Origin of the sequence: Aestuariivita sp. (assembly GCF_021404545.1) — a bacterium.
GTDB lineage: Bacteria > Pseudomonadota > Alphaproteobacteria > Rhodobacterales > Rhodobacteraceae > Aestuariivita.
Genome location: NZ_JAAWWD010000038.1, coordinates 81,638 through 106,146, shown reverse-complemented (window position 1 = coordinate 106,146; position 24,509 = coordinate 81,638). Strand labels below are relative to the sequence as shown.

Below are 24,509 nucleotides of genomic sequence, written 5' to 3'. Positions count from 1 at the left end.
GGTGGGCTGGGGGATGGTAAAAAGGGCAGAAGGGGCCCCTGGGCGGGCGATCAAACCGGGGCGGGGTAGACCTGACCTGCGCGCAGTGGGATGGCACATGGTCCGGCACGCGCTCCGTCAATGGCGTCGCCTCCGGTCGCATGGGATGCCATCCGGGCAGAGGAGTGGAGATGCTCTGCGGCAATCGTGGTTGGATCGAGGGGCACGTATGAGCAAGACTGCTGGGTGCCGCATGCAGAACCTTCACTGTCAACCCGGTCTGTATTGCAGGGGCGGCGGGACAAGTCCCGCCCTACGGGCCAGACAGTAGGGCGGGACTTGTCCCGCCGCCCGCTCAGACCATCGCGTCAGTCGAGAAACGCCTTTTCGACAACGTAATGCCGGGGGTTGGAATTGGCGCCCTCTTCGAGCCCATACTCCTCCAGCATGGCCTTGAGTTCCAGATTGAACGCCAGATTGCCGCAGATCATCGCGCGGTCGGATTCGGGATGGATCGGCTCGACACCAAGATCGGCATAAACCTCGCCCGAGCGGATCAGATCCGTGATCCGGCCCATTTTTGCACTCGTCTCGCGGGTGGTGGTCGGGTAATAGCGGATCTTGGCGAGATTGTCGGCGCCCAAAAGCTCGATCATCATCTCGTCGGATTTCAGATCCTCGATCAGGCGGCGGCCGTATTCCAGCTCTCCTGCTTCGCGGCAGGTATGGGTGATGATGACCTCGTCATAGTCCTCATAGGTCTGCGGGTCGCGCAGGAGCGACGCAAAGGGCGCAAACCCGGTGCCGGTTGCAAAAAACCAGATGCGTTTGCCCGGCAGCAGCGCGTCATGCACCAGCGTGCCCACCGGTTTGGGGCGCAGGATGATCTCGTCTCCGGGCTGGATATGCTGGAGTTTCGACGTCAGCGGGCCGTCCTGTACCTTGATCGAATAGAACTCCAGTTCCTCACCCCAACTGGGCGAGGCAATCGAATAGGCGCGCAGCAGCGGCTTTTGCTTGCCGGTCTTGGGATCGGGATCGCCCATCAGGCCGATCATCACGAACTCCCCCGAGCGGAACCTGAGCGAGGCAGGCCGCGTGACGCGGAAGGAAAACAGACGGTCGGTCCAATGCGTCACGTCCGTGACGATCTGCGCATCAGGCAGCGTGGGCAGCTTGACGGGTTTGGCTTCGGTCACGGTTTGAGGCTCGGTCATCGTTTCTGTCAGGGCACGCTTACACGCGCCTTCCTTCTTTAGGCTGTGATCTGGATCAAGAAAAGCGCTTTAGGTGGATTGCCCGCCGTCGATTGCGATCACCCGCGCAGCCGGGCCTGGTAGTCATGTGCCTGCCAACTGGCGCGGGCACGCCAGTCGGCCTCGGGCTGGCGGGCGGCAAGGTCGTCGGATATCTCGACTTCGTCAAAGCCCGCGCGCCGGGCCATCGCATACTGGTCCGAGATCACGTGCCCCGATGCGCGCAGCCGGCCCCGGTATCCGCGCAGCCTGAGCTGGCGGGCGATTGTGAACCCGCGCCCATCGGCAAAGCTGGGGAAATCAACCCGGATCATCGCAAGGCCGGGCGACAGCGGAACGGTATCGGGATCTGCTTGTGAGGGGATGTCGAGGGCGGGTACGTCATTTGCGGCCTCGTACAGAGGGGTGTAGCCTTGGGTCCAGTCGTCGGGTTGAAAACCCTGGTCGGTGACGATGACGGTCATCTTTATGCTCCTATGCGGACGAGCCGACCATCCACGAAATGGATGCCGCATTCGTCCTTTGTGTCATTGCGCCAACGGCCCGCGCGTGCATCTTCGCCGTCACGAACCGGCGAGGTGCAGGGTGCGCAGCCGATCGAGGGATAGCCTTGGGCCACAAGCGGGTGCCGGGGCAGGCGGTTTTCATCCATATAGTTGCGCACGTCTTCGGGCGTCCAATGGGCCAAAGGGTTGATCTTGATCCGATCGGTGGCGTCCTCCACCTCAAAGAAGTCGAGCTGCGCCCGGGTTCCGGATTGGAAGCGTTTGCGCCCCGTGATCCAGGCACCGTATGGCGCAAGCGCGCCATGCAGGGGCCGGGTCTTGCGCAACGCGCAACAGGCATCGGTATCGCGCTGGTGCAAGGTGCCATCTGGGTCATGGTGCGCACTGTCGTTCGCGCGAACGATCTGGACATTGGTCAGGCCCAGCCGTTCGGTCAGCTCCTGCTGATAGACGAGCGTTTCGGTAAACAGCATCTCGGTATCGATAAAGAGCACCGGCAGGTGTTTGTCGGTGATCGCCACCATATGCAAAAGCACAACTGATTCCGCACCGAACGACGATACCAGAGCCGTCCTGCCCAGATCGTCGAGCGCGCCGCGCAGCACATCCGTGGCGCTGTGGTGGCGGTAGCGGCTGTTGAGCGCGCGCACCTTCTCCCTGTGGTCGGCGGGTTGGCCGACCGGCAGGGCATTGGTGGGAGGACGCGGAACGGCGGTCATTCGGCCGCGACCGCTGCTGCGGGGTAGAGCGCGGATTTGAAGGGGTCCAGACCCAGGCGGCGATAGGCCTGCAGGAAGGTTTCTTCCGGGTTTTCGCGCAGATCGAGATAGGCATAGACCAGCCGTTCGATGGCCGGGATGATCTCATCCGCGGAAAACCCGGGGCCTGCGCGCTCGCCGATAGACGCGGTTTCGGTGGCGTCGCCGCCCAGGGTGATCTGATAATTCTCCACCCCGGCCCGGTCCAGGCCCAGGATCCCGATATGGCCCACATGGTGGTGGCCGCAGGCATTGATGCAGCCCGAGATCTTGATTTTGAGCTGGCCGATATCGTGTTCGATCTGAAGCTCTTCGAACCGTGTGGCGATCTCCTGCGCGATGGGGATCGAGCGGGCGGTGGCCAGCGCACAGTAGTCCATGCCCGGGCAGGCGATAATGTCCGAGATCAGGCCGATATTTGCGGTGGCGAGCCCGTGATCGCGCAAGGCGGCGTGGATCGCCGCCAGATCGGATGTGTGCACATGGGGCAGGATCACGTTCTGCTCATGGCTGATGCGCAGCTCATCATGGGCATAGCGGTGTGCCAGATCGGCCATCACGCGCATCTGCTGGGCCGTGGCATCGCCCGGCGTGGCGCCATGCGCCTTGAGCGAGATCGACACGATGGCATAGTCCTCCGCCTTGTGGGGTGCAGTATTGGTGTCGACCCAGCTTTGAAACACCGGATCGGCGGCATATGCGGCTGTGAACCCGGCGGTGTCAGCAGATTTGAACGACGGTGTTGCGAACTGGGCGGCGATACCCGGCAACAGATCCTGATCAACGCCCGAGAAGCTGGGACGGATGCGCGCAAAACGCTCTTCGGTCAGGGCGCGGATCGTCTCGATCCCGTTTTCATGGACGGTGATCTTGATGCGCGCCTTATACTTGTTGTCGCGGCGTCCCAGCAGGTTGTAGACGCTCAGGATCGCTTCGAGATAAGGCAGCAGGTCCGCCTCGGGCAGGAAATCGCGGACCACCTTGCCGATCATGGGCGTGCGGCCCAGACCGCCTCCCACCAGCACGCGGAACCCGGTCTGCTCGTTTTGCCGAACGAGTTGCAGGCCGATATCATGCGCTTTGATCACTGCACGGTCTTCGCTTGCGCCGGTGACGGCGATCTTGAACTTGCGGCCCAGAAACTGGAACTCCGGGTGATCGGTGGACCATTGCCGGATCAACTCGGCATAAGGGCGTGGATCGGCGATCTCGTCGGCGGCGGCACCGGCGAAATGATCCGCAGTGACGTTGCGGATCGTATTTCCGGAGGTCTGGATCGCATGCAGCCCGACCTCGGCCAGCGCGTCCAGCATATCGGGCACGTCGCGCAGCTTGGGCCAGTTATACTGGATGTTCTGGCGCGTGGTGAAATGCCCATAGCCTTTGTCCCATTTTTCGGCCAGCAGCGCCAGTTGGCGCATCTGTGCCGAATTGAGCGTGCCGTAGGGGATCGCCACCCGCAGCATATAGGCGTGCAGTTGCAGATAGAGCCCGTTCATCAGGCGCAGCGGCTTGAACTCATCCTCGGTCAGCGCGCCCGCGATGCGGCGCTCGACCTGGGCGCGGAACTGGGCGTTGCGTTCCGCCAGAAAGCTCTTGTCGAACTCGGTGTAATTATACATGGCGCTCTGCCTCTTGTTTGCCGTGGGCGTAATTGGAGGGACCTTTGCGGCGGAAGTCTTCGCGGAAATGTGCAGGCTCGGGGCCTGTTGTACCTGGTGTCACATCGGCCAGATAAGCGCCGACCACCGTGGTGGGCTGTTGCTCGGCAAAAAGCAGACGAAGCTGGGCGTCGGCCTCGTCGGTGAGAACCTCGGCCTGTGCCAGATCGCGGGTCCAGCCGTCCTGGGCGGTCAGGTAGATCACATCGCCCTCCAGCAGGTGGTTGGCGGTGACGACTTTGGGGGTAAAGGCGCGCGGCATTACAGAGCCTCCTGTTGCAGATCGGTGGCGGGTGTTTGCAGATAAGACGGCGGCACAGCGTCCAGTTCGGCCGCAGTGGCGCGGGGGGCGAGGCCATAGAAGGTGAGCGCGGGGCCGGTCAGACCGGCCTGTGCGAGATCGGCGGGGAGCCGGGCCAGCGTGGTGTCCAGCATCCGTTGGTCGGGGCGCGAGGCGTTTTCGATCACGCTCACGGGCGTGTCGGCGGCTGCACCATGCATCAAGAGGCGCCCCTGGATAAATCGGGCGGCCTTTTTGCCCATATAGATCGCGGCGATCTGGCCCGGCTGGGCGAGCGTCTTCCAATCGTGATCGGCAAAGCCCTTCATGTCATGCCCGGTCAGAAAGCGCACCGACGCGTTGCGCCCGCGCTTGGTCAGCGACTGACCGATGGAGGCCACCGCGGCGGAGGCGGCGGTGATGCCCGGAACGATATGCCAGCCGATCCCGGCTTCGGTCACCGCGTCGATCTCTTCATCGAGCCGTCCGAACAGGGTGGCGTCGCCGCCCTTGAGGCGCACGACCTGGGCGCCGGTCCGGGCATGCTCGACGATCCGCGCGTTGATCTCGGCCTGGCTCATGGAAGGGCCGAACCCCTCCTTGCCCGCGTCGATCAGGATGGCCTCGCGCCGGGCCAGTTCGAGGATCTGGGGCGTGATCAGCCGATCATGGATGACCACATCGGCCTCATCGAGCGCGCGCCGCGCCTTGAGCGTGAGAAGCTCGGGATCGCCCGGACCCGCGCCGACAAAGGCCACATGGCCCGCGCGTTGCGGTTTTGTCAGATGGGTATCAAGCAGGGCGTCAAGGGCGGGTTGAACGGCCTCGACCCCGGTCTGGATCGCCTTGGGGCCTGCGTTGAAGTAATACGCGCGCCAGAAATCGCGCCGGGGGCGGCCGAAGGGCAGCGCGTCGGCGGCCTTGCGAAAGGTTTTGCCGATGCGCGCCAGGGTGCCCAGGGCGGTGGGCAGCTTTTCCTCCAGATCGGCCTTGATGGCACGGGCGAGCACGGGGGCCGCCCCTTCGGTACCGATGGCGATGGTCACCGGATCGCGGTCGACGATGGCGGGGGTGATGAACTGGCTGTCGTGCAGGTTGTCGACAATGTTGGTGAGCGCACCGTCGGCGCGCGCAAGGGCTGTGGTGCGGGCATCCTCGGCGGGATCCTCGTCGGCCGCATAAAAGAGCACCGCACAAAGCGCGTCGCCCGCCTCCATCGGTCGGCGGATCAGAGTGAGGCGGTTTTCGACTGCCCAGGTTTCGATCTGCGGATCCGGGCGTGCCGCGAACACGGTCAGATGTGCCTCGGTCTTGAACAGCAGCCGAAGCTTGGCACGGGCGGCATCGCCGCCGCCCGACAGCACGATGCGGCGGCCCGCGACGGTGAGGAAGATCGGAAAATGCTGCATGGGATCCTGCCGGTTCGGTGCTTTCTGATGTGAAATATAGGAAATTTTTCCGAAAGTACGCCATCCCATTGCAAAAATAAGGACGTTTGTTCTAAGTAGATGATGTCGTAGGACGGAATGCCCATGAATTGAAGGAATCGCGAATGTCGGTGCGCATAGATGAGATGGACCGGAACATCCTGGCCGAACTGCAACGGGACGCGAGCCAGTCTCTCGATGAGATCGCCCGCGCGGTGGGCTCGTCCAAGACGCCCGTGTGGAACCGGATTCGCAAGCTGCGCGAGGGCGGTGTGATCGGGCAGCACACCGTGGTGCTGGATGCCGAGGCGCTGGGGTTCGAGGCGTGTTTCTTTGTCCTGATCCGCACCTCCGAGCATGAGGCGGATTGGCAGAACCGGTTTCTGGAAGCGCTGCGCGCGCGGCCCGAAGTGCAGGAGGCGCATCGGCTGGCCGGAGAAATCGACTATATCCTGAAGGTGCGGGTGAAGAATGCACGCGCTTATGACGTGTTCTATCAGGCGCTGATCTCGGAGGTGCGGATCTATAATGTGACGGCGCTTTTGTCGATGGAGGAGATCAAATCCACCACCATGCTGCCTTTGCAGGGCCGGTGATCCAAAGGCGCGCTACCGCGCATGTCTAAGATCACGGAAGACCGGCGCGCCGCGATTGCGCTAGGTTTGGACCATGAGGGCCTTCAGGCCATGGAAGTGATAGGTATCGGCATAGGTCGCAGGCCCGGCCAGTTGCAGCTTGGGGCAGCGCTGAAACAGACGGGGCAGGGCAATCTGCATCTCACGTCTGGCCAGCGGGGCGCCAACGCAAAAATGCAGACCGCCGCCAAAGCTGTGATGGGTTTTGGAGGGCCTGTCCGCCAGGAAGCGATCCGGGTCAGGCCAAATGATCGGATCGCGGTTGGCGGAGGCCAGAAGCAGCGCCACCTGGTCGCCGCGGGCGAAGCCGTGCCCGAAGAGGGTCAGCGGTTCATAGGCGTATCGCGTGAAGAGGTGGAGCGGCGGATCGAGGCGCAAGAGTTCCTCGACTGTGGTGGCGATCCGCTCGGGGTCGAGAAGGTCCTGCGGCACGTTGTGTGACAGCAGGCAGCGGACGGCGTTGCCGAGCGCATGAACCGTCGCCTCGTGCCCCGCGTTCAGGAGCAGGATGGCGGTTCCGATCAGTTCGTCTTCGGACAGCTGCGCGTCGGCATCGGTGGCCTGGACCAGGGTTGACAGCAGATCATGCCCGGGGCTGCGGCGTTTGAGGGCGATGTGGTGCTTAAGGTAGTCGGCGAACTCCTTGGCGGCGCTTGCGGCGGCCTCTTCGATCGTGCGGTCGCGGCCCGCCTGATAGATCGCGACCATTGCATGGGACCATCCGAGCAATTGCGGTGCGTCGGTGTCGGGCACGCCCAGCAACCGCGCGATGATGATGACGGGAATATCTGTGCAATAGGCGGGCAGCAGATCGAACGGACCTGCGGGGAAGCGGTCGATCAACTGATCGCAAAGCGCCGCGATCTCGGGCGCCAGTGCTGCAATCCGGCGCGAGGTGAAGGCCCGCAGAACCTGGCCGCGCAGGCGGGTGTGGCGCGGCGGTTCGGCATCGAGCATGGAATGTTGCTCGATCGCCCAAAAGGGTGCCAGATGGTCCGGCACGGGGGCGCATAGCTCGGACGGACATTCGCGGCCAAACCGTTTGTCCCGCAAAATGGCGTGGACGGCCCTATGTGTCGGTGCCGCAGGCATGGCGTAATCCTGCCACCAGATCAGTTCGCCCGCCGCGCGGGCGCGAGTGTAAAAGGCATAGGGATCCTGAACGAACGCGGGATCGGTGGGAGATTGGGACAGGCGTTGCATGAGCGCACCGTGGGGCAGGGATCAGGGCAAGTGCAAGGCCTGGCAGGTTCTGCTCTGACCGTTTTGCGCGGGCGTGGTCAATCGCGGGTTTTCAGGGACATGATCGGGGCGGTGTCTTTGGTGCGGTCACGGTATTGTCCTGGAGTTGGAAAGCCGCGCCCCAGGGCAGGCGTTGTGGGGCGTATTTGCAGCGAGAAGAAGATCAGGACGCTTCTAGGGCACTGATGATGGGGGAGAAATCTTCGGCGGTGAGAGACGCGCCGCCGACAAGCGCGCCGTCGACATCGGCGACACGGAAGATCTCGGCCGCGTTGCCCGGTTTGACCGACCCGCCATAAAGCAGCGGGACGCCCTGAGCCAGCTCCGCGCCGAAACGCGCGGTGAGCGCGGCGCGCATGTGGCCGTGCACCTCACCGATTTGCGCGGGCGTGGGGGTCAGACCTGTGCCGATCGCCCAGATCGGTTCATAGGCGATCACGAGTTTGCCCGCCGTCGGGTTGTCGGGGATGGACCCGGTCATCTGGGCAGAGATCACGCCGAGGGTGGAGCCCTCTTCGCGTTGGGCCAGACTTTCGCCCAGGCAGATGATCGCGACGAGCCCTGTTGTCTGCGCGGCATGGGCCTTTTTGCGCACATCGGTGTCATGCTCGCCGTGATCGGTGCGGCGTTCGGAATGGCCCAAGATAACATGGGTTGCGCCCGCCTCCTTTAGCATCGGCGCGGAGATGTCGCCGGTATGGGCGCCTGAGGGGGCGGGGTGACAGTCCTGACCCCCTATTGCGACGGCGCTGCCCGAGGCGGTGCGTGCGGCTTGTTCGATCAGTGTGGCGGGCGGGCAGATCAGGATATCGACGGCCGGAGCGGGGTGGGCGCGGGTGAGCGCATGGATCTCGGTCAGGGACGTGGTCCCGCCGTGCATTTTCCAGTTTCCGGCCGCCAGTCTGCGTCGCATCGCTGTCCCCTGTTCGATGATTGAGGCTTGTCGTAGCATCGGCCTGAGGCCGAGACAATCGGCGATCCGGGAGAGCGGGACGGAGCAGATGCGGAAACTGAGCCTCCGCTTCATGCAACAGCGCGATGCCGGAGAGCCTGCGTGGCGACAGAGGGTCCGCGTGCCGTCTTGAGTGCATTAAGCGAGGCGGAGGCGGCTTTCTTTGCCGCACGCGACATGGCCATCGCGCTGTCGCGGAGAGGGGATTACCTCACCGGGCCTAAAGTGGCTGGCGCGCGGAATTTCGGGAGTGCGGCGCAGCGGGATGATGGCTGCCCGTCCCCGACTGCGGCTGAGGGGTCGTCTGGGCCGACGAGGCCGGGATACGGGGATGCCCGGGCGCCCGTGGCCGCCGCGCGGGGTGTTTTTCGGGATCAGTTTCGTTGAAACGCTGGCGCTCTGGTGTGGTGGATGGATCAAGGTCATGCCGCACCGGATCGTGGTCAGCGGCGCAGGTGGCGCGCAATCAGACCCAGGTGCAGAAGATGTCCGACCAGGCACCCGATGGCCATGATCGGTATGACACTCGGGTCATCCGTCAAAAATACAGCCGGGATCATCATCAGCGCGCTCAAGACCGGCATGAAGCTGAGCGCAAGGGCACGCGGTGCCGACCATCCGACCCCGCCGGTCGGGCCAAATTGCATCGGCAAGAGATCATAAGCGCGAAAGCGGCTATCGGCCGCCAACGACAGGGCGACAAGCACCAACAGAGTGATCGCCGTCAGGATCATGGCCTCAGCCGTGATCGGCGCGCTCTTCCGTCAGTTCGTCGACATCCTTGAACTTGATCGATTCACCGCAGCCGCAGGCATCTTCAACATTGGGATTGTTGAACTTGAAACCCGATTCCAGCAGGCTGACCTCGTAATCGATCTCGGTCCCGAAGAGAAACATTTGCGCCATGGGCGCGATCATCACACGGGCGCCGTCAACCTCGACCAATTCGTCATTCGGGTCCTGCTCGGCCACGTAATCCATGGTGTATTCCATGCCCGCACAGCCGCCTTTCTTGACGCCGATCCGTAGGCCGGAATGGCCTTCTTTTTCCATCAGTCTGACGATCTGCGCAATTGCGCGGTCGGTCAATGTGACAGCCTGTTTGCCTGGAATGCCGAACATAAGCGGATCTCCTTTGTCGCTAATCTAGGTCTCTGTACCGCATGCCTCAAGGGGGTAAGGTGTCACGTCGCATCACAAAAAACCGCCCGGACCACATGGGACCGGGCGGAGGGGCAGGGCCTGCACAGCCGGGGGGACGGCAGAGGGGATGTCAGAGGCCCAAGCAGTTCGCGTAATAGGTGACAGTCGCGGGCCAGTCGGAGAACACGCCCTCGACACCGACATCCTGCGCCAGCACATCCAGCAGCTGGTAATAGGCGCCGCCATTGGTGGTCACGTCCGCGATGGTTTGGAAATACCAGCCACCGCCGTCGGTCAACTGGCCCGAGCGTTCCAGTGTCCAGGTGATGATGTTCAGCCCGGCGTCATTGGCTTGGTTTGCCCAGGTCGAGGGGACAATCTCGCCGTTTTCGGTGGCCACCAGAACCCAGGTCGGGGGCGCGATGTAGTTGATGCCCATCTCGGCATAATCGCTCAGCGGCATCGGCCAGGTGGTTGCGTCCTGCGGGTCAAAGCCATCCAAGTTGTAGTGATCGACCAGATAGACGGCCTGGGCACCGAACTCCGGCTCGGCCTCGATCCAGTATTGGACGTCTTCCAGGTTGAAGCTTTGCAGCCAGACATCCGAGGCGGGCACGCCCGCGGCCTTGAACTCGTCGACCAGCTTTTGCGCGTAGTCCTCTTGGCTGAAGCCGTTGAACGGCATCTCGACCGAGGGTGTCTTCAGCTCGGGCGTGAATTTCGCACCCAAAGACGCGAAGAGCGCGATCGATTCCGCATGGGTCATCAGCGTGGCCCCATCGGTAAAGAGGTTGGTGCGCCAGTCGGCGATGCCTCCCTGGTACGCTTCGGCTGTGGTGGCGGTGCGGTCGGCGCTGTCCATCTTGGGCGTGAGCGTGCGGAACTGCTCGAGCGTGATTTCGGAGGTCCGGCACTCGGCCCCGGCGGGCGTGTCACCACTTGCGGCGGTGAAGGGGGTGACACAGGTGTCGGCCAGATCGGTCAGCAGGATATTCGTTGTGGTGTGCAGGTCGTTTTGTGCGTGACGGCACACCAGTTCGAGATCCTGAGTGAAGGTGACGTCGCATTCCAGTATGCCTGCCCCCATACGTGCGGCGGCCCGGTTCGATTCGACCGTATGCTCGGGGAACAACAAAGGGGCGCCCCTGTGACCGATGGAGAAATCGGTCTTCATCGGCGTCTGACCTTCGCAGCTTTGCAATTTGGTCTTCAGCTCTCCGTCGGGCAGTTGATCGATCAGAAAGGCCGGGCGCGGACCATAATCAATCGCAGGGCCATTTGCCATGGCCTGGGTGGCGGCCAGCACGGGTGCGAGCAATGCAAGCGCACAGACGGGGACAACACGCATCAGGGTAACTCCAGTCAGATTTCGATGTACCGCTGTGATGAGCGCGCAATGCGACAGATGGATGATGTCTGCGTGATGGTTTTGTTAAAGCTGTGTGATGGGGTGTGGATAACCGTGGCCGGTTCTGGCGACCCAGAGGCCAGGTTGCCCGCACCATGGCTGTCGTCCCCAGGCCAAAGCACGGATCCTAACATTTGCCGGAGCGGACCGCATGCCCGCAAAAAACGCCTCCTGTGACGTACAGCGTCCTTGCCAACAGAAACGCCGCCCTGATCAGAGGACGGCGGGTCAACCTGTTGCGTTCTGTCAGACCTTACATAAAGCCCAGCTCAAGCCGTGCCTCATCCGACATCATATCCATGCCCCAGGGCGGTTCCCATGTCAGCTCCACATCGACCTGTTTGACACCGGCAATCGGTTCGATCGCATCGGCGATCCAGCCGGGCATCTCACCGGCAACGGGGCATCCGGGTGCTGTAAGCGTCATGATGATGCGCACTTCGTTCTCGGCCGAGATGTCGATGGTGTAGACCAGGCCCAGCTCGTAGATATTGACGGGAATTTCCGGGTCATAGACCGAGCGGCACGCCTCGACGATCTGATCATAAAGCGGATGATCCGTAGAGGACGGCGCAATCAGCGGCGCCCCTTCAAGCGGTTCCATGGGCTGGTTCATTTGGGCCTCGTCACGTTCCTGAGAAAATATATAGGGAAAGGACGCTGTTGCGTAAAGGGCGCGTCCGGTTGGCGGTGCCTGAAAGATCAGTCGTTGATGTCGTGGTCGAAATGCTTGACCTGCCCGCGCGGGACCTTGAACAGCATCCTCAGCACGATCCACGCGACCAGCGACAGGCCCGCGAACAAAAACAGCAAGACCGGCAGTGACAGTGTGAGCCCGGTGTTGAGCAGCAACATCGACACCGCGAACGCGCCCAAGGCAAAGCCCAGGAACAGAAATCCTGGCACCACGACCTCGGCGATTGCGAGAATGAGGGCGGCGGCCAGCCAAACCCACCAGACCGACACCCACAACATCATTTATCTCCCCCTTTGAGTTGCCGGAAGGCGTCGGAGAAGGCCTCAAGCGCTGCCGCGGGCAGGATTATGGTTTGTTTGCCCGCGCCCGCGCCCAGGGCATTGAGGGCCTCGACCTGCTTGAGGGCAACCTGATATTGCGCGGCCTCCAGCCCGTTATCCGCGATCGCCCCGGCCACAACCTGTGTGGCATAGGCTTCGGCATCCGCCTGGACGCGGCGCGCCTTGGCGGCCTGTTCGGCCGCATAAAGCTCGGCGTCCGCGGCCAGTTCCACGGATCGTTTCTGGCCTTCGGCCTCCGTGACCTGGGCACGCCGCGCGCGCTCTGCATTGAGCTGCTGTAGCATCGCCTCGCGCGTGGCTTTGTCGAGGTTCACGTCCAGGATTTCCGCGCGCGTCACCTCGATTCCCCAGGCGTCCACGGCATACTCGACCGAGCTTTTGATGGTTGTGATCAGCTGCGAGCGGTTGGCCTGCACATCGTCAAGGTCCATCTTCCCGATCTCGGCGCGGACGATCCCGGCGACGGTGGTGGCAATCGCGGCGTCCACATCGCGGATCCGATAGACTGTCTTTTCCGGTTCGGTGATGCGGTAGAACACGGATGTTTCGACCTGCACCAGCACGTTATCCTTGGTGATCGCATCCTGGCTGGCATTCGGCAACTGACGTTCGAGGATCGAAATGCGGTGCGCCACGCGATCCAGAAACGGCACGATCAGGTTGATGCCGGGCCCCAGTACGGAATGCAATCGGCCAAACCGTTCGACAACGAACTTGTCGGATTGCGAGACGATCTTGAGCCCCGCGAAGACAATCGCGACAAGCAGGATGGCGGCCAGAATAAAGGGCAGATTGGCGGCGAGCAGGTCAAAAATCTGGGTTTCGGTCATCTGTGATCCTGTTTTTGCAAACGATTGCGTGCACAATAGCTGGGGCAGTATAGCACCCGGTGCAATACATTGCGCGGTTTCAAGCCGCTGTGAAAGCCAAGCACAATCATCCGCGTACCGTTTGGCATTCGGCACAAAAAAGCGCGGCCCATCTCCGTGACGGGCCGCGCCGGTTTAGGCAATCGCGTCAGGCCATCAGAAGCGCCAACGGGCGCCCAAGATCATCCCATCCGCATCCTCATAGGATGTGGCAGTGGTGTCGGAATAGGAATAGTTGCGATAGCCGAAATACGCCTCGACATTCGCAGTGTCGAAATCCTGAACGATGGCCAAGCCCCAGGCCTCGGCCTCGTCCCCGTTTGTGACATTGTCAGACCCGGAATAGAAGTCGACCGAGACCGCAGTGGAGCCGACAGCCAGCACGTCGAAGGTATAGCCCAGCTTGATATAGGAATAGTTTCCCGAGGTGTTGCGATCACCCGCGGCGAATGTCGCGTTGACGCCGGACGGCAACAAGAACGAGATCGAGGCAAATGTGTCTTCGCGGTCTTGCGCGCCGTCGCGTTCGCGCACCTGATAACCCAGGCCCGCTTCCATTTCGATGCCATTGGCGAATTCATTCTCGTAGCCGAGGCCGATGTCGTAAAAATCGTCATCGTTGCCCTCGCTCAGGATGTCCTGGCCATAGGCGATACTGAATGTGAATCCGCTGAACTCAGGCGTGTCGTACCGGATCCGACCGCGGCGGCTGCCGTCGAAATTGGCGAATGCATCGCCGATTTCGATGCCTGACAGGGCCCCGCTTGTGGTGCGGAACTCGAATGACCCGGCCGTATCACCGATGGACACGGATGTGGCAAGCCCGGTGCCTGCCAGCGATCGGTCGCCGATTCCGTCCGACGCCATGCTGCCCTGACCGAAATAGAACGTGCCGTAGCTGGCGGTCTGGAACTGGACATCGACATGGCGCAAGCGCGTGCGGTCCCAGTCGACACCCTTTGGCGTGCTGGTCTGGCTGATGCCATCGGTGCCCCGGAACCCAAGCGCGGTCTCAAAGCGGAACCGCAGCTCGTTCCCGCCGAAAGGCTGGGTGATCAGGAATCCGACCCGGCTGCCGGATGCGGCGTTGTCGGCCACGTCATCCGTTGTCGTGGTGCCGTCGTCAAAGGACAGGACCGACGGGTTGAACTGGCCGTAATAGGTGAATGTACCGCCGGATCCGGTCTCATAGACCGGGCCGGCAACAGCGGCGGTGCCCATCGCGGTCAATAGCGATGCTGCGAGGACACGGGGCGTGGTTTTCGAGGGCATGGAAGCAGTCTCTCCGATGACATGTATCACCAAAAAACTATCAGGTTTTTGGGACACGGATCCTAAGGTTTTATGAAGATTTTGTAAGAGGTTATGAAACCTCGCCGTTGTTTAACCTTTGGCGGACGGGCTTGGCAAGGCGTCGGATTTGAACCACAAGGCCCGGGACGCAGCGTAAGGGGGCGGTATCATGAGCGGGCCATTTGCATTTCAGGTGAACGCGGGCGACGGCCGGGCGCGCAGCGGCGTGATCTCCACTCCACGGGGCCGGATTCGCACCCCGGCTTTCATGCCCGTCGGGACGGCGGCGACCGTCAAGGCAATGATGCCGGAAAGCGTGGCCGCGACGGGTGCCGATATCCTTTTGGGCAACACCTACCATCTGATGCTGCGGCCCACAGCCGAGCGGATCGATCGCTTGGGCGGGCTGCACAGGTTCATGAACTGGTCCGGCCCGATCCTGACGGATTCGGGCGGTTTTCAGGTGATGAGCCTGGCGGGCTTGCGCAAGCTGACCGAAGAGGGGGTGACTTTCAAATCCCATATCGACGGCTCCAAACATGCGTTGACGCCAGAACGCTCGATGGAGATCCAGCGCCTGTTGGGGTCGGATATCGTGATGTGTTTTGACGAATGTCCCGCTCTGCCTGCGGATCGGGATCGGATTGCCCAAAGCATGCGCCTGTCGATGCGTTGGGCGGCCCGGTCGCGCGAAGCCTTCGGCAACCGCCCGGGCCATGCGCTTTTCGGTATCCAGCAAGGCGGGCTGGAGGAGGATTTGCGCGCCCAGAGCGCCCAGGCTTTGACCGAGATCGGGTTCGAAGGTTATGCCGTGGGCGGTCTGGCCGTGGGGGAGGGGCAGGAGGCGATGTTTGGGTGTCTGGACTTTGCCGCGGATCAACTGCCCGTGGACAAGCCGCGCTATCTGATGGGGGTCGGCAAGCCGGATGATATCGTAGGCGCTGTGGCGCGCGGGATCGACATGATGGATTGCGTCTTGCCGTCGCGCTCGGGCCGGACCGGGCAGGTGTTTACACGCTATGGGGTGCTCAACATCAAGAACGCGCGCCATCAGGACGATCCGCGCCCGCTGGATGAGGAATGCGAATGCCCGGCCTGCCGCAACTATTCGCGCGCCTATCTGCACCATGTGTTTCGCAGTCAGGAGATCATCAGTTCGATGCTGCTGACCTGGCATAACCTGCATTATTATCAGCAGATCATGGCAGGCATGCGCGCGGCAATCGGGCAGGGGCGGTTCGCGGCCTGGCAATCCGAGTTCCACAGCACCCGTTTGCAGGGCGATATCGACCCGCTTTAGCTTTGGGTAAGGAATACCGGAGTATCCCGGAGGGGTGCGGGATCCTAAGATGGTCCTGGTCATCTGGGGAGAACGAAATGCATTTCGCGGTGTTTACCATGTGTTGGGGGTGTGCGGCGATACTGGTGGCCGTTGCGCTAACCTGACCGGGGCGCAGAATGTGACACACATTCTGGCCAGAAACTGACGCAGTTTCTGGCGCCCGGTTTGACTGCAAGCGCTCGGATTTTGTGTCAAAACCTAACCAGAATCCGGGTCGACTTCTGGAATGTGCGCGGGTCCCTGCGGCTGCACCTTCCCGGTGTCCAGACGGTCCGGCCTGCGCGAATTCCCTTCAAACGCGGCCATTCAACGAAGTTTTGATCCCCAAACGCGTCTTTACCGTGATTGGCCGATTGCACCTGTGTCGGCGCACAGGCATTGTCTGTTTACATTTCGGCTTGAAACCGGTCGGTCGGAGCCACAAGTTATCACTCCATAAAGGAGACAGCCGATGTCGCCTCAGAGAGGGACGGCGCTGTCTTGCCAATGATAAGGATAGAGCATGCAAGACCCCCTCAATTCCTCGTACCCGGTGCTGCCGCTGCGCGATATCGTGGTGTTTCCTCACATGATCGTGCCGCTCTTCGTGGGTCGGGAAAAATCGGTCCGTGCCCTCGAAGAGGTGATGGCCGACGACAAGCAGATCCTGCTGTCCAGCCAGGTGGATCCAGGCATGGACGATCCCGATACCGATGGGATCTACCGGGCCGGTGTGCTGGCCAATGTGCTGCAATTGCTGAAACTGCCCGATGGCACCGTGAAGGTGCTGGTAGAGGGCCAGGCGCGTGTGTCGATCACAGAATTTCTCGACAATGACCTCTTTTTCGAGGCGCGTGCCGAGTATCTCACGGAGATCCCCGGAGACCTGACCACCACCGAGGCTCTGGTGCGCACCGTCGGCACCGAGTTCGAGCGCTATGCAAAGGTGCGCAAGAACATCCCCGAAGAGGCGCTTTCGGCCGTGGGTGAGACCACCGAACCTGCCAAGCTGGCGGATCTGGTCGCGGGCCATCTGGGCATCGAGGTGCATCAGAAACAGGAACTGCTGGAAACGCTGTCTGTCTCCGAACGGCTGGAAAAGATCTATGGCCTGATGCAGGGCGAGATGAGCGTTTTGCAGGTCGAGAAAAAGATCAAGACCCGCGTCAAGACGCAGATGGAGAAGACCCAGCGCGAATATTATCTGAATGAACAGATGAAGGCCATTCAGAAAGAGCTGGGCGATGGCGAGGATGGCGAAGGCGAAATCGCTGAGCTTGAAGAGCGCATCGCCAAGACCAAGCTCAGCAAAGAGGCCCGAGAAAAGGCCGAAGGTGAGCTGAAAAAGCTCAAGAATATGAGCCCGATGTCGGCCGAGGCCACGGTCGTGCGCAACTACCTCGACTGGATGCTGTCGATCCCGTGGGGTGTCAAATCGCGTGTCAAAAAGGACCTTGGCCGCGCCGAGAAGATCCTCGACGACGATCACTATGGCCTGGAAAAGGTCAAGGAACGGATCGTGGAATACCTCGCGGTGCAGCAGCGGTCCAAAAAGCTCAAAGGCCCGATCCTGTGCCTTGTGGGCCCTCCGGGCGTGGGTAAGACCTCGCTGGGTAAATCCGTTGCCAGAGCCACCGGGCGCGAGTTCATTCGCATCAGCCTTGGTGGTGTGCGCGACGAGAGCGAGATCCGCGGACATCGCAGGACCTATATCGGCTCGATGCCGGGCAAGATCATCCAGGCTCTGAAAAAGGCCAAGACCACGAACCCGCTGATCCTGTTGGATGAGATCGACAAGATGGGCCAGGATTTCCGGGGCGATCCCGCGTCGGCCATGCTGGAGGTGCTTGATCCCGAACAAAACAGCACCTTCGTGGATCACTATATGGAGGTCGAATATGACCTCTCGAACGTGATGTTCCTGACCACCTCGAACTCGTACAACATGCCCGGCCCCCTCCTGGACCGGATGGAGATCATTCCCCTTGCCGGTTACACCGAGGATGAAAAGCGCGAGATCGCCCGGCAGCACTTGATCGACAAGCAGGTCAAGAACCACGGTCTGAGACAGGGTGAGTTCGAGCTGACGGATGAGGCCCTGACGACCATCATTCGCACCTATACCCGCGAGGCGGGGGTGCGGAACCTGGAACGTGAAATCGCCAAGGTGGCCCGTAAAGCGCTGACCAAGATCATCCGCAAAGAGGTTGAGGAAGTCGTGGTGACACCCGAAAATCTGGACGAATTTCTTGGCGTGGCTAAGTATCGCTTTGGCCTTGCCGAGAAAGAGGATCAGGTCGGTGTCGTGACCGGGCTTGCCTATACCTCGGTCGGGGGCGAGCTTTTGAGCATCGAAGCGCTGCGTCTGCCGGGCAAAGGGCGGATGAAGACCACCGGCAAACTGGGCGACGTGATGAAAGAGAGCATTGACGCCGCCTCAAGCTATGTCCGGTCGATCAGCCCCAAGATCGGGGTGAAGCCGCCGCAGTTTGAAAGGTGGGACATCCACGTCCATGTGCCGGACGGGGCCACACCCAAGGACGGGCCGTCGGCCGGTCTGGCAATGGTGACCTCTATTGTGTCGGTGCTGACCGGTATTCCGGTGCGCAAGGACATCGCCATGACGGGCGAGGTCAGCCTGCGCGGCAATGCCATGCCTATCGGGGGCCTCAAGGAGAAGCTGTTGGCGGCGCTGAGAGGGGGCATCAAGACCGTTCTTATTCCGCAAGAGAATGAAAAGGATCTGCCCGAGATCCCCGACAACGTCAAAGCGGGTCTGGATATCATTCCGGTCAGCCACGTCTCAGAAGTGCTCAAGCTTGCGCTCTTGGCGGTGCCCGACGCGATCGAATGGGACGAGGCCGCCGAGGAAGCCGCCGCTGCTGCCGCAGCCAAGGGGGCAGGTAGCGGGACCGGCGCCACAGCGCACTGATCCCACTGTCTGCTGGAGACAGGAAAGGCCGTTCCCGAACAGGGGGCGGCCTTTTTTCGGGGGGCATCGCCCGATTGGGCTGTGGATCGGACCCGCCCGTGGCAGCCATTGCCGGGGCCGCGCCTGGTGCGGGGTCGGCAGATGCCCAAACCAGCTTGCCGAAAGCCACAAGCCCGCTCGACCGGTCTGGGGGCGTCACTGAACAGGTCTGGTATGGCCCTCGGCCCCTGTGATCCGTCGAAGGCTCAGCCAGATGGCGCCCCATAGACGGTGTCGCTGTCACATTCGCGCGCGCGTTTGACGGCGATCAGACCGAACATGAGGACCACCGGAACGGACCCCAAGCGGTTGCCCCTTGCGGGGGCAGTGTGGTGCGACCTTCATCCCCGTTCATGTTCGGGTATGATTGCGGTTTCGGGCATAAGGCGCGCTGTCCTTGGGCCACTGACCAATATGGCCGCCAGGATAGCCGCGTCATTTCTCAGACCCCAAGAACCGGCCGCCATGTCCTCAGATCATGGAGTTGCGATCCATCGGGAGCCATATTGGGCGAGGTCAAACAGCGCAACAAATGGCCGGTTGGCCCGACATATGGCCAAAGACAATGGATTTGCGCCTTGTCACGGGCTAAGCTTTCTCAACAACAATAACGAAGTGAGCAGTCATGAGTACAAAGTCGCGCACCCCCCGCACCAAACCGCCCCGCAGTGCCCCGGCCAAAACCCCGGCTAAAACCCGGGCCAAAAAAACCGCCGCCAAGGGACCCAGCACGCGCCAGAGTTCTGCGGCCAAGGCCACGACGACCCGTGGCAAGGCGCCCGCGGCGGCCAAGGTGGCCCCGACGCTGGTTCAGGTCAAAGAGGCGGTGGTCGGCCAACCTGACTTGCGCAAAAAAGAACTGATCGATCTGGCAGTCGAACGGTCTGGGTTAAAAAAGAAAGACGTCAAGCCCGCAGTCGAGGCGATCCTCTCGGTGCTGGGAGAGGCGTTGGCCGATGGGCGTGAGTTGAACTTGCGCCCCATGGGCAAACTCAAGGTGCAGCGCCAAGAGGAAAAGGCCAACGGTACCGTTATGGTCTGCCGTATCCGTCAACCGCGCCCGGTTTCGGTCAAGGGCACCGGCGGAGCGGTCAGGGCCGCGCAATAGCAGCCTGCTTCACAGGAACCCGCAGCCCAGCGGCTGGCCCTGGATGCTTGATACCAATCCGTTTCAATTCGTGCTGCAAACCCCTTGCGAATGCGGGAACAGGCGGCTAAATACCGATCGCACTGTATGGGTGATTAGCTCAGTGGTAGAGCGCTTCGTTCACATCGAAGATGTCAGGAGTTCGAATCTCTTATCACCCACCATAACAAACACCATTCTCCAAAATCCGCTGTAATGCGTTGAAAAAAAACGATATTTCCGGAATTCTTGCGCCCTGATTCCAGCAGGTCTTTGCTGTGGCCGCAGAGGCCGGTTTCAGCACAGATCTGCGGGCCGCGGTGCCGCCATTCTCCTGTGGCTTCCGAAAACTTGCGGGGCATTGCAGCGCGAGGTCTGGTTGTTTGCCCGAACCCGCCCCTCGACCGGGCCTGTTTGGCCAGGTTTTCCAGCATGAGCGCCGTGTCTTTCTCCGGCGTAACCAGCTTGCCCTCATAGCGGCGGATAGTGGTTTGAGGGCTGGTGGACATGATGCGAAAGGCCGAGAAGACGAAGAGCCGCTCGTGGCCGACATGATTGAGCTGGCCCGACACTGCGGCGGCTGAGCCCGGCTTACCTTCTTTGCCGGTTGAAGAAGACTGCCGAGCTTGTCGTAAAGCATTTCGAATAAAACTTGCCCCCCTTTGTCGCTGCCTCTCCCTTCGGTCGAACGCGAAAAATGATGTTAGATGCCTCAAGTTAAACTCGAAAAGCTATAGCCTTCCGTCAGATTTCCGCGACCGACGGGCCGTCTTCCGCCTGCTTGATGACGAACGCTGTCTGCCAACGCACCGCAAGCTTGGCGCGTTTTCAGGCCTCAAGTAGCTTGGTGAGCTTCGCCGACATAGGCCCAAGCGTCTGAGGCTTCTGACGCGCCAAACGCCTTGCCTTCCACCGAGATGAACGTGTTAAAGACACCGATCATTTTCTGCGCCTTCTCCGGGGCGCCAATCACCGCATAGCGCCGCACTTCGCTCAGCGCGCGGAACCGGGACCTGATCACGTCGCCGTCAAACAGGCTGTCCCAGTCACTGCCGGTGAAACCCGTCAAATCCAGCAGCATGTCGACCTTTTCTGGGTGCCGGTCAAACACATCGTTCATGAATTTCGCCAGATCTTCGGAGGCGTCGTCGTCGATGCGGCCATTGATGCGAAACGCGTACAGGTTGGGCGCGCTTGTCTCGATTTGCTGAATGGGGCCTGAGTGAAACAGGGTCATTTTATCCTCCTTCGATTTGCACAGTTCTGAAGCCAAACCCGCAAGACCCGGGTGCAGTTCCACCATGTCTGCCGCGCCCGCGGGCGTGGGCAGTATCATGCCGAACTGGTCCACACCCCAAGGTCAGGCGCGGTCGGTCGAACATCGGCGCATCAGGCAGGACCCGGCTTGCGATGCGGTCCGAGGCTGCCTTAGCTGTGTGCAATCCGGATCATGTCCTGAACAAGTCAGTCCCGGAACCCGAGTGTTTCAAGCAGCCGGGTCAGAAAAAAATGCGCATCCCTATGATCTGCCAGCAGCCGGGCTCTGCTTCGAGAGCTTCGACGACTATGCCGACAAAGCCGTGAATTGCCGCTCGTTTCCTAAATACCTTCTTGGTTCGTGTCGCGCTGTGTGTTTTCGAGCTCGTCGGGCAACAAAATCCCGGTCCTGTCACGTTTGTGTTTCGGGTTATCGAATAGTTCGATGTGGTCGAAGATGTCCTGTCTGGCCTGTTCATGGGTTTTGGAGATGCGACGGCGAATACGGTCACGTTTGAGCGGATTGAAGAAGCCTTCCGCAACCGTGTTGTCATGGCACGTGCCGCCCCTGCACATGGAACACTCTATCTTAGGGGCCCGTAAGAACGCCGCGCAGTGTCCACTGGTACATTGGGATCCTTGATCCGTGTGGATCAAGACCGGTTGCTTGCGTTTTTGCCGCCTTTGGTTCCAAGAACCCTGGCGACGAACAGGCGATGCTCTGCCATGCAGATCTCGGCCATCGGACGGGTTTTCGCAATCCGGCGCCGGACGCGCGCCGCAGCATGAACCGGCCTTCCGCCTCCAGACGGACCCTTTTTTGATAAAGTTGTCGGCAGTATCTCCGTCAAATCCTTGCGAGGACATGGCCAATCTGGATCGTTGATTGCGACAAGGTACCCTGCTGATGGCAGTGACGCGGCGTCTGCTGCATCGCCCCAGGGCGGAACCCAAATACATATCAACACCTTAAGACCTGGCCCGTCCAAGCAGCTTGATCGAGTCGCGTTTGGCGACGCAAAGCCGCGTGCGATGCCGCGTTGTTGGACAGACCGATTGGCTGTGGGTCGCCGTTTACGGATTCAAAACTTCCCCGGTTTAACACCCACACACCCCCTAATGGCGCAGCTCGCCTCATTCCGCATGTCGGAATTGGATTGTTTGAAGGAACGCAGCGATGAACACAACGACTTCAGAAAATGCAGGGCTGGTCAATCGGCTGTCCCTGACCGGCTTGATCCGCGGCGGATTTGGCCTTGTCACCGCCCTGATTGCTCTCTTGGCCTTTGGCGCATTCCACGCCACCGATCTGATTGAAGAGGCGTTCAAGGAAAATCAGCTTGCCGCACGACAAAAGCAGGTTTTGAATGAAGTGTTCGAGGATGTGTTCGAGGCGCGCATTGCCGCCCTGAAATATCGTGCGTCGGGCAATAGATCCCACATTGCCGATGTGGATTCCAACATCGAAGAAGTGCTGGACGTCGCCAATGAAACAGCGCCGGACCGTGGCTTCGGGCTTTTGGCCACGCTGCCCAATGCAAATCGCATTCAGCGCGATATCCTGGATGTACTCGGCACATATGGGAACAGCTTCCGCGTGCTTGTCGCCAAGAACGAAAAGTTGCAAGAAAGCTATTCCAAGATGACGACGGCTGGGCGCGAGATGCTGGAATCGCTCAACACGGTCAGCCAGCGGTCCTTGCAGGGGGGCAATACACAGGCCGTATTCTATGCCTCTAAAGTCAAAGAGGAGATCCTTCTGTCGCTCTATTATGCAGCGCGCTTTATCCAATCGGGGGATGTTGAGCACATGGCTCAATCGATCGACTTTGCGGTCCGGGCTGAAGACGATGTGCAAATCTTGAATCGAAACCTGTCGGATCGCGCGCTTTTGGATGAGGCTGCAAATGTGTCTGCGATGCTGTCGGTTATCGTCAACACCCAGCCAGAAGTTCAGGCGGATCTGCAGGAACGTGATCGCATTGCTTTTGACGTTCTCGATCGTGACGGGGCGGCCATTCAGAATCAGGTTGAAGCCGCGCTTGACAATCTGATCAGCTCCTCTGCCGCTGTCGGACCCAAAGGTCTTGAACTGGTTGAAAGGACGCATTGGGTCATGGGGGCCGCTGGCATTGTATCGGCTGCCTTGGCTGCGCTGATCGCGTTCGCGGTGTCGAACTTTCTGACCAGGCGGATCACGAGCTTGGCCGATACAACCGACCAGCTGGCCAAGGATAACCTTGACGTCTTGATCGAGGGGCAAGATCGGACGGATGAGACCGGTCGGTTGGCTCGGGCGTTGGTCGTCTTCCGGGACAACCGTAATCAGGCGCGCCGACAAGAAGAGCGGGAGCAAGAGGCAAGCCGGGAGCGCGAGGCGGTTGTAAGCGCACTTTCCAACGGTCTGGCCGGCATGGCGTCAGGTGATCTGACCGTGCGCATGCATAGCAAGTTTTCGGATGAGTTTGAGCCATTGCGCCAGAACTTCAACGGGGCAATCCAGCAGCTGGAGCAGGCGATGTCCGGTGTGATGCAAGAGACCCACAACATCAAGGGCGGTGCCGAAAACCTGTCATCGGCTGCCGACGAGTTGGCACGGCGTACCGAAGGGCAGGCGGCGGCCTTGGAGGAAACTGCGGCGACCATCGTGCAATTGTCCGATAGCGTGACCGACACGGCGAGTGGCGCCGAAAAGGCCAACAGCTATGTCAATACGGCACAAAAGGAAGCCGAAGGAAGCCTGGTCGTGGTGTCCTCCACGGTCGAGGCGATCCGTAAAATCCAGACCACTTCGGCGGAGGTGTCACAGATCATCGGCGTGATCGACGATATTGCCTTCCAGACCAATCTCCTGGCACTGAATGCCGGGGTCGAAGCGGCCCGCGCGGGCGACGCTGGTCAAGGGTTTGCCGTTGTGGCTTCCGAAGTCCGTGCTTTGGCGCAACGTGCCAGTAAGGCGGCCAAGGAGATCAAGGACCTGATCGAGACATCCGTCACCCAAGTCGACGAAGGGGTGGTGAAGGCTGATCAGACCGGCGATGCGCTGGGCAAGATCGTCGGGATGGTCACCGAGATCAGCGAATTGGTCGAAACCATCAGCGCGGCAACGCGCGATCAGTCGGACGGGTTGAAAGAAATCAATGCTGCGGTTTCCCAGCTTGACAGCGTGACGCAGCAGAACGCTGCTATGGTCGAAGAAACCACGGCCGCCAGCCATGATCTGAGCCGAAATACCGAAGAGCTGACACGGATCACCGATGGCTTCCGTACTGGTGGCGCGGGGGCGACATTTGCCTCAAGCCGAGACCCGGAAACCCGGCTGGACGATGCCTGGGCGGGGACGTCAAACCAGGCATTCGGGTGAGAGCGCAGAGGCGGGTTGATCCG

Annotated in this window: 22 protein-coding genes, 1 tRNA gene and 1 pseudogene; 6 read left to right on the top strand and 18 right to left on the bottom strand. The window is 61.0% G+C overall.

Annotated features, from left to right (window positions below; all coding sequences use genetic code 11):
* Window positions 1-347: 347 nt before the first annotated feature.
* The 6 genes from HEP69_RS13115 to cysG form a co-directional block, all read right to left on the bottom strand.
* The gene (locus HEP69_RS13115; RefSeq protein ID WP_290558989.1) at window positions 348-1,196 is read right to left on the bottom strand and encodes a ferredoxin--NADP reductase; all 849 of its coding nucleotides are present in this window, start codon (window positions 1,194-1,196) and stop codon (window positions 348-350) included.
* A gap of 98 nt (window positions 1,197-1,294) precedes the next feature.
* Window positions 1,295-1,699, bottom strand: coding sequence for a DUF934 domain-containing protein (locus tag HEP69_RS13110; RefSeq protein ID WP_290558988.1), 405 nt, complete (start codon window positions 1,697-1,699; stop codon window positions 1,295-1,297).
* A gap of 2 nt (window positions 1,700-1,701) precedes the next feature.
* Window positions 1,702-2,460, bottom strand: coding sequence for a phosphoadenylyl-sulfate reductase (locus tag HEP69_RS13105; RefSeq protein ID WP_290558987.1), 759 nt, complete (start codon window positions 2,458-2,460; stop codon window positions 1,702-1,704).
* Complete coding sequence (locus HEP69_RS13100; RefSeq protein WP_290558986.1) at window positions 2,457-4,121, bottom strand: nitrite/sulfite reductase; 1,665 nt, start codon at window positions 4,119-4,121, stop codon at window positions 2,457-2,459. Before HEP69_RS13100 ends, HEP69_RS13105 begins: the two co-directional genes overlap by 4 nt.
* On the bottom strand, window positions 4,114-4,422 hold the full coding sequence (locus tag HEP69_RS13095; RefSeq protein ID WP_290558985.1) for a DUF2849 domain-containing protein: 309 nt from the start codon (window positions 4,420-4,422) through the stop codon (window positions 4,114-4,116). The genes HEP69_RS13100 and HEP69_RS13095 overlap by 8 nt, the downstream gene beginning before the upstream one ends.
* Entirely contained in the window at window positions 4,422-5,849 is a 1,428-nt protein-coding gene (gene cysG / locus HEP69_RS13090) for a siroheme synthase CysG (RefSeq protein WP_290558984.1), read from the bottom strand. The genes HEP69_RS13095 and cysG overlap by 1 nt, the downstream gene beginning before the upstream one ends.
* A gap of 143 nt (window positions 5,850-5,992) precedes the next feature.
* Between cysG and HEP69_RS13085 the strand changes: the two genes are divergently transcribed.
* Window positions 5,993-6,463, top strand: a complete 471-nt coding sequence (locus tag HEP69_RS13085) for an Lrp/AsnC family transcriptional regulator (protein ID WP_290558983.1) — start codon at window positions 5,993-5,995, stop codon at window positions 6,461-6,463.
* Window positions 6,464-6,523: 60 nt separating this feature from the next.
* Here the strand turns inward: HEP69_RS13085 and HEP69_RS13080 are convergent, their stop codons facing one another.
* The 9 genes from HEP69_RS13080 to HEP69_RS13040 form a co-directional block, all read right to left on the bottom strand.
* Window positions 6,524-7,705: a cytochrome P450 gene (locus tag HEP69_RS13080; RefSeq protein WP_290558982.1), complete on the bottom strand. Its 1,182-nt coding sequence runs from the start codon at window positions 7,703-7,705 to the stop codon at window positions 6,524-6,526.
* A gap of 202 nt (window positions 7,706-7,907) precedes the next feature.
* Window positions 7,908-8,657, bottom strand: a complete 750-nt coding sequence (gene tpiA, locus HEP69_RS13075) for a triose-phosphate isomerase (RefSeq protein ID WP_290558981.1) — start codon at window positions 8,655-8,657, stop codon at window positions 7,908-7,910.
* Between the two features lie 482 nt (window positions 8,658-9,139).
* Entirely contained in the window at window positions 9,140-9,430 is a 291-nt protein-coding gene (locus HEP69_RS13070; RefSeq protein ID WP_290558980.1) for a hypothetical protein, read from the bottom strand.
* A 4-nt stretch (window positions 9,431-9,434) separates the two neighbouring features.
* The gene (locus HEP69_RS13065) at window positions 9,435-9,818 is read right to left on the bottom strand and encodes an iron-sulfur cluster assembly accessory protein (protein ID WP_290558979.1); all 384 of its coding nucleotides are present in this window, start codon (window positions 9,816-9,818) and stop codon (window positions 9,435-9,437) included.
* A 151-nt stretch (window positions 9,819-9,969) separates the two neighbouring features.
* Window positions 9,970-11,187, bottom strand: a complete 1,218-nt coding sequence (locus tag HEP69_RS13060; protein WP_290558978.1) for a glycerophosphodiester phosphodiesterase family protein — start codon at window positions 11,185-11,187, stop codon at window positions 9,970-9,972.
* A 313-nt stretch (window positions 11,188-11,500) separates the two neighbouring features.
* Window positions 11,501-11,863: an SUF system Fe-S cluster assembly protein gene (locus tag HEP69_RS13055; protein ID WP_290558977.1), complete on the bottom strand. Its 363-nt coding sequence runs from the start codon at window positions 11,861-11,863 to the stop codon at window positions 11,501-11,503.
* A gap of 86 nt (window positions 11,864-11,949) precedes the next feature.
* Window positions 11,950-12,225: a hypothetical protein gene (locus HEP69_RS13050; RefSeq protein WP_290558976.1), complete on the bottom strand. Its 276-nt coding sequence runs from the start codon at window positions 12,223-12,225 to the stop codon at window positions 11,950-11,952.
* Window positions 12,222-13,115, bottom strand: a complete 894-nt coding sequence (locus HEP69_RS13045) for an SPFH domain-containing protein (RefSeq protein ID WP_290558975.1) — start codon at window positions 13,113-13,115, stop codon at window positions 12,222-12,224. Before HEP69_RS13045 ends, HEP69_RS13050 begins: the two co-directional genes overlap by 4 nt.
* 195 nt (window positions 13,116-13,310) lie before the next feature.
* Complete coding sequence (locus HEP69_RS13040; protein WP_290558974.1) at window positions 13,311-14,426, bottom strand: porin; 1,116 nt, start codon at window positions 14,424-14,426, stop codon at window positions 13,311-13,313.
* 190 nt (window positions 14,427-14,616) lie between these two features.
* Here HEP69_RS13040 and tgt point away from each other — a divergent pair, with 190 nt between their 5' ends.
* The 4 genes from tgt (at window position 14,617) to HEP69_RS13020 (ending at window position 20,050) form a co-directional block, all read left to right on the top strand.
* Window positions 14,617-15,747 (top strand): tRNA guanosine(34) transglycosylase Tgt, encoded by a 1,131-nt coding sequence (tgt, locus tag HEP69_RS13035; protein ID WP_290558973.1) that lies wholly within the window; start codon window positions 14,617-14,619, stop codon window positions 15,745-15,747.
* A gap of 544 nt (window positions 15,748-16,291) precedes the next feature.
* A complete protein-coding gene (gene lon, locus HEP69_RS13030; RefSeq protein ID WP_290558972.1) occupies window positions 16,292-18,700 on the top strand; it encodes an endopeptidase La in 2,409 nt (802 codons plus the stop codon).
* 664 nt (window positions 18,701-19,364) lie between these two features.
* Window positions 19,365-19,847, top strand: a complete 483-nt coding sequence (locus HEP69_RS13025; RefSeq protein ID WP_290558971.1) for an HU family DNA-binding protein — start codon at window positions 19,365-19,367, stop codon at window positions 19,845-19,847.
* A 128-nt stretch (window positions 19,848-19,975) separates the two neighbouring features.
* Window positions 19,976-20,050 (top strand) — tRNA-Val (locus HEP69_RS13020).
* Here the strand turns inward: HEP69_RS13020 and HEP69_RS13015 are convergent.
* The 3 genes and pseudogenes from HEP69_RS13015 to HEP69_RS13005 form a co-directional block, all read right to left on the bottom strand.
* Window positions 20,021-20,437, bottom strand: a complete 417-nt coding sequence (locus HEP69_RS13015; RefSeq protein WP_290558970.1) for a hypothetical protein — start codon at window positions 20,435-20,437, stop codon at window positions 20,021-20,023. The genes HEP69_RS13020 and HEP69_RS13015 overlap by 30 nt on opposite strands.
* A 263-nt stretch (window positions 20,438-20,700) precedes the next feature.
* The gene (locus tag HEP69_RS13010; RefSeq protein WP_290558969.1) at window positions 20,701-21,102 is read right to left on the bottom strand and encodes an STAS/SEC14 domain-containing protein; all 402 of its coding nucleotides are present in this window, start codon (window positions 21,100-21,102) and stop codon (window positions 20,701-20,703) included.
* 362 nt (window positions 21,103-21,464) lie between these two features.
* Window positions 21,465-21,803 (bottom strand): annotated as a pseudogene (locus HEP69_RS13005) (IS3 family transposase); the annotation flags it as partial.
* A gap of 496 nt (window positions 21,804-22,299) precedes the next feature.
* On the opposite strand from HEP69_RS13005, the gene HEP69_RS13000 reads away from it, so the two are divergent.
* Window positions 22,300-24,486 (top strand): methyl-accepting chemotaxis protein, encoded by a 2,187-nt coding sequence (locus tag HEP69_RS13000; protein ID WP_290558968.1) that lies wholly within the window; start codon window positions 22,300-22,302, stop codon window positions 24,484-24,486.
* Window positions 24,487-24,509: the final 23 nt, after the last annotated feature.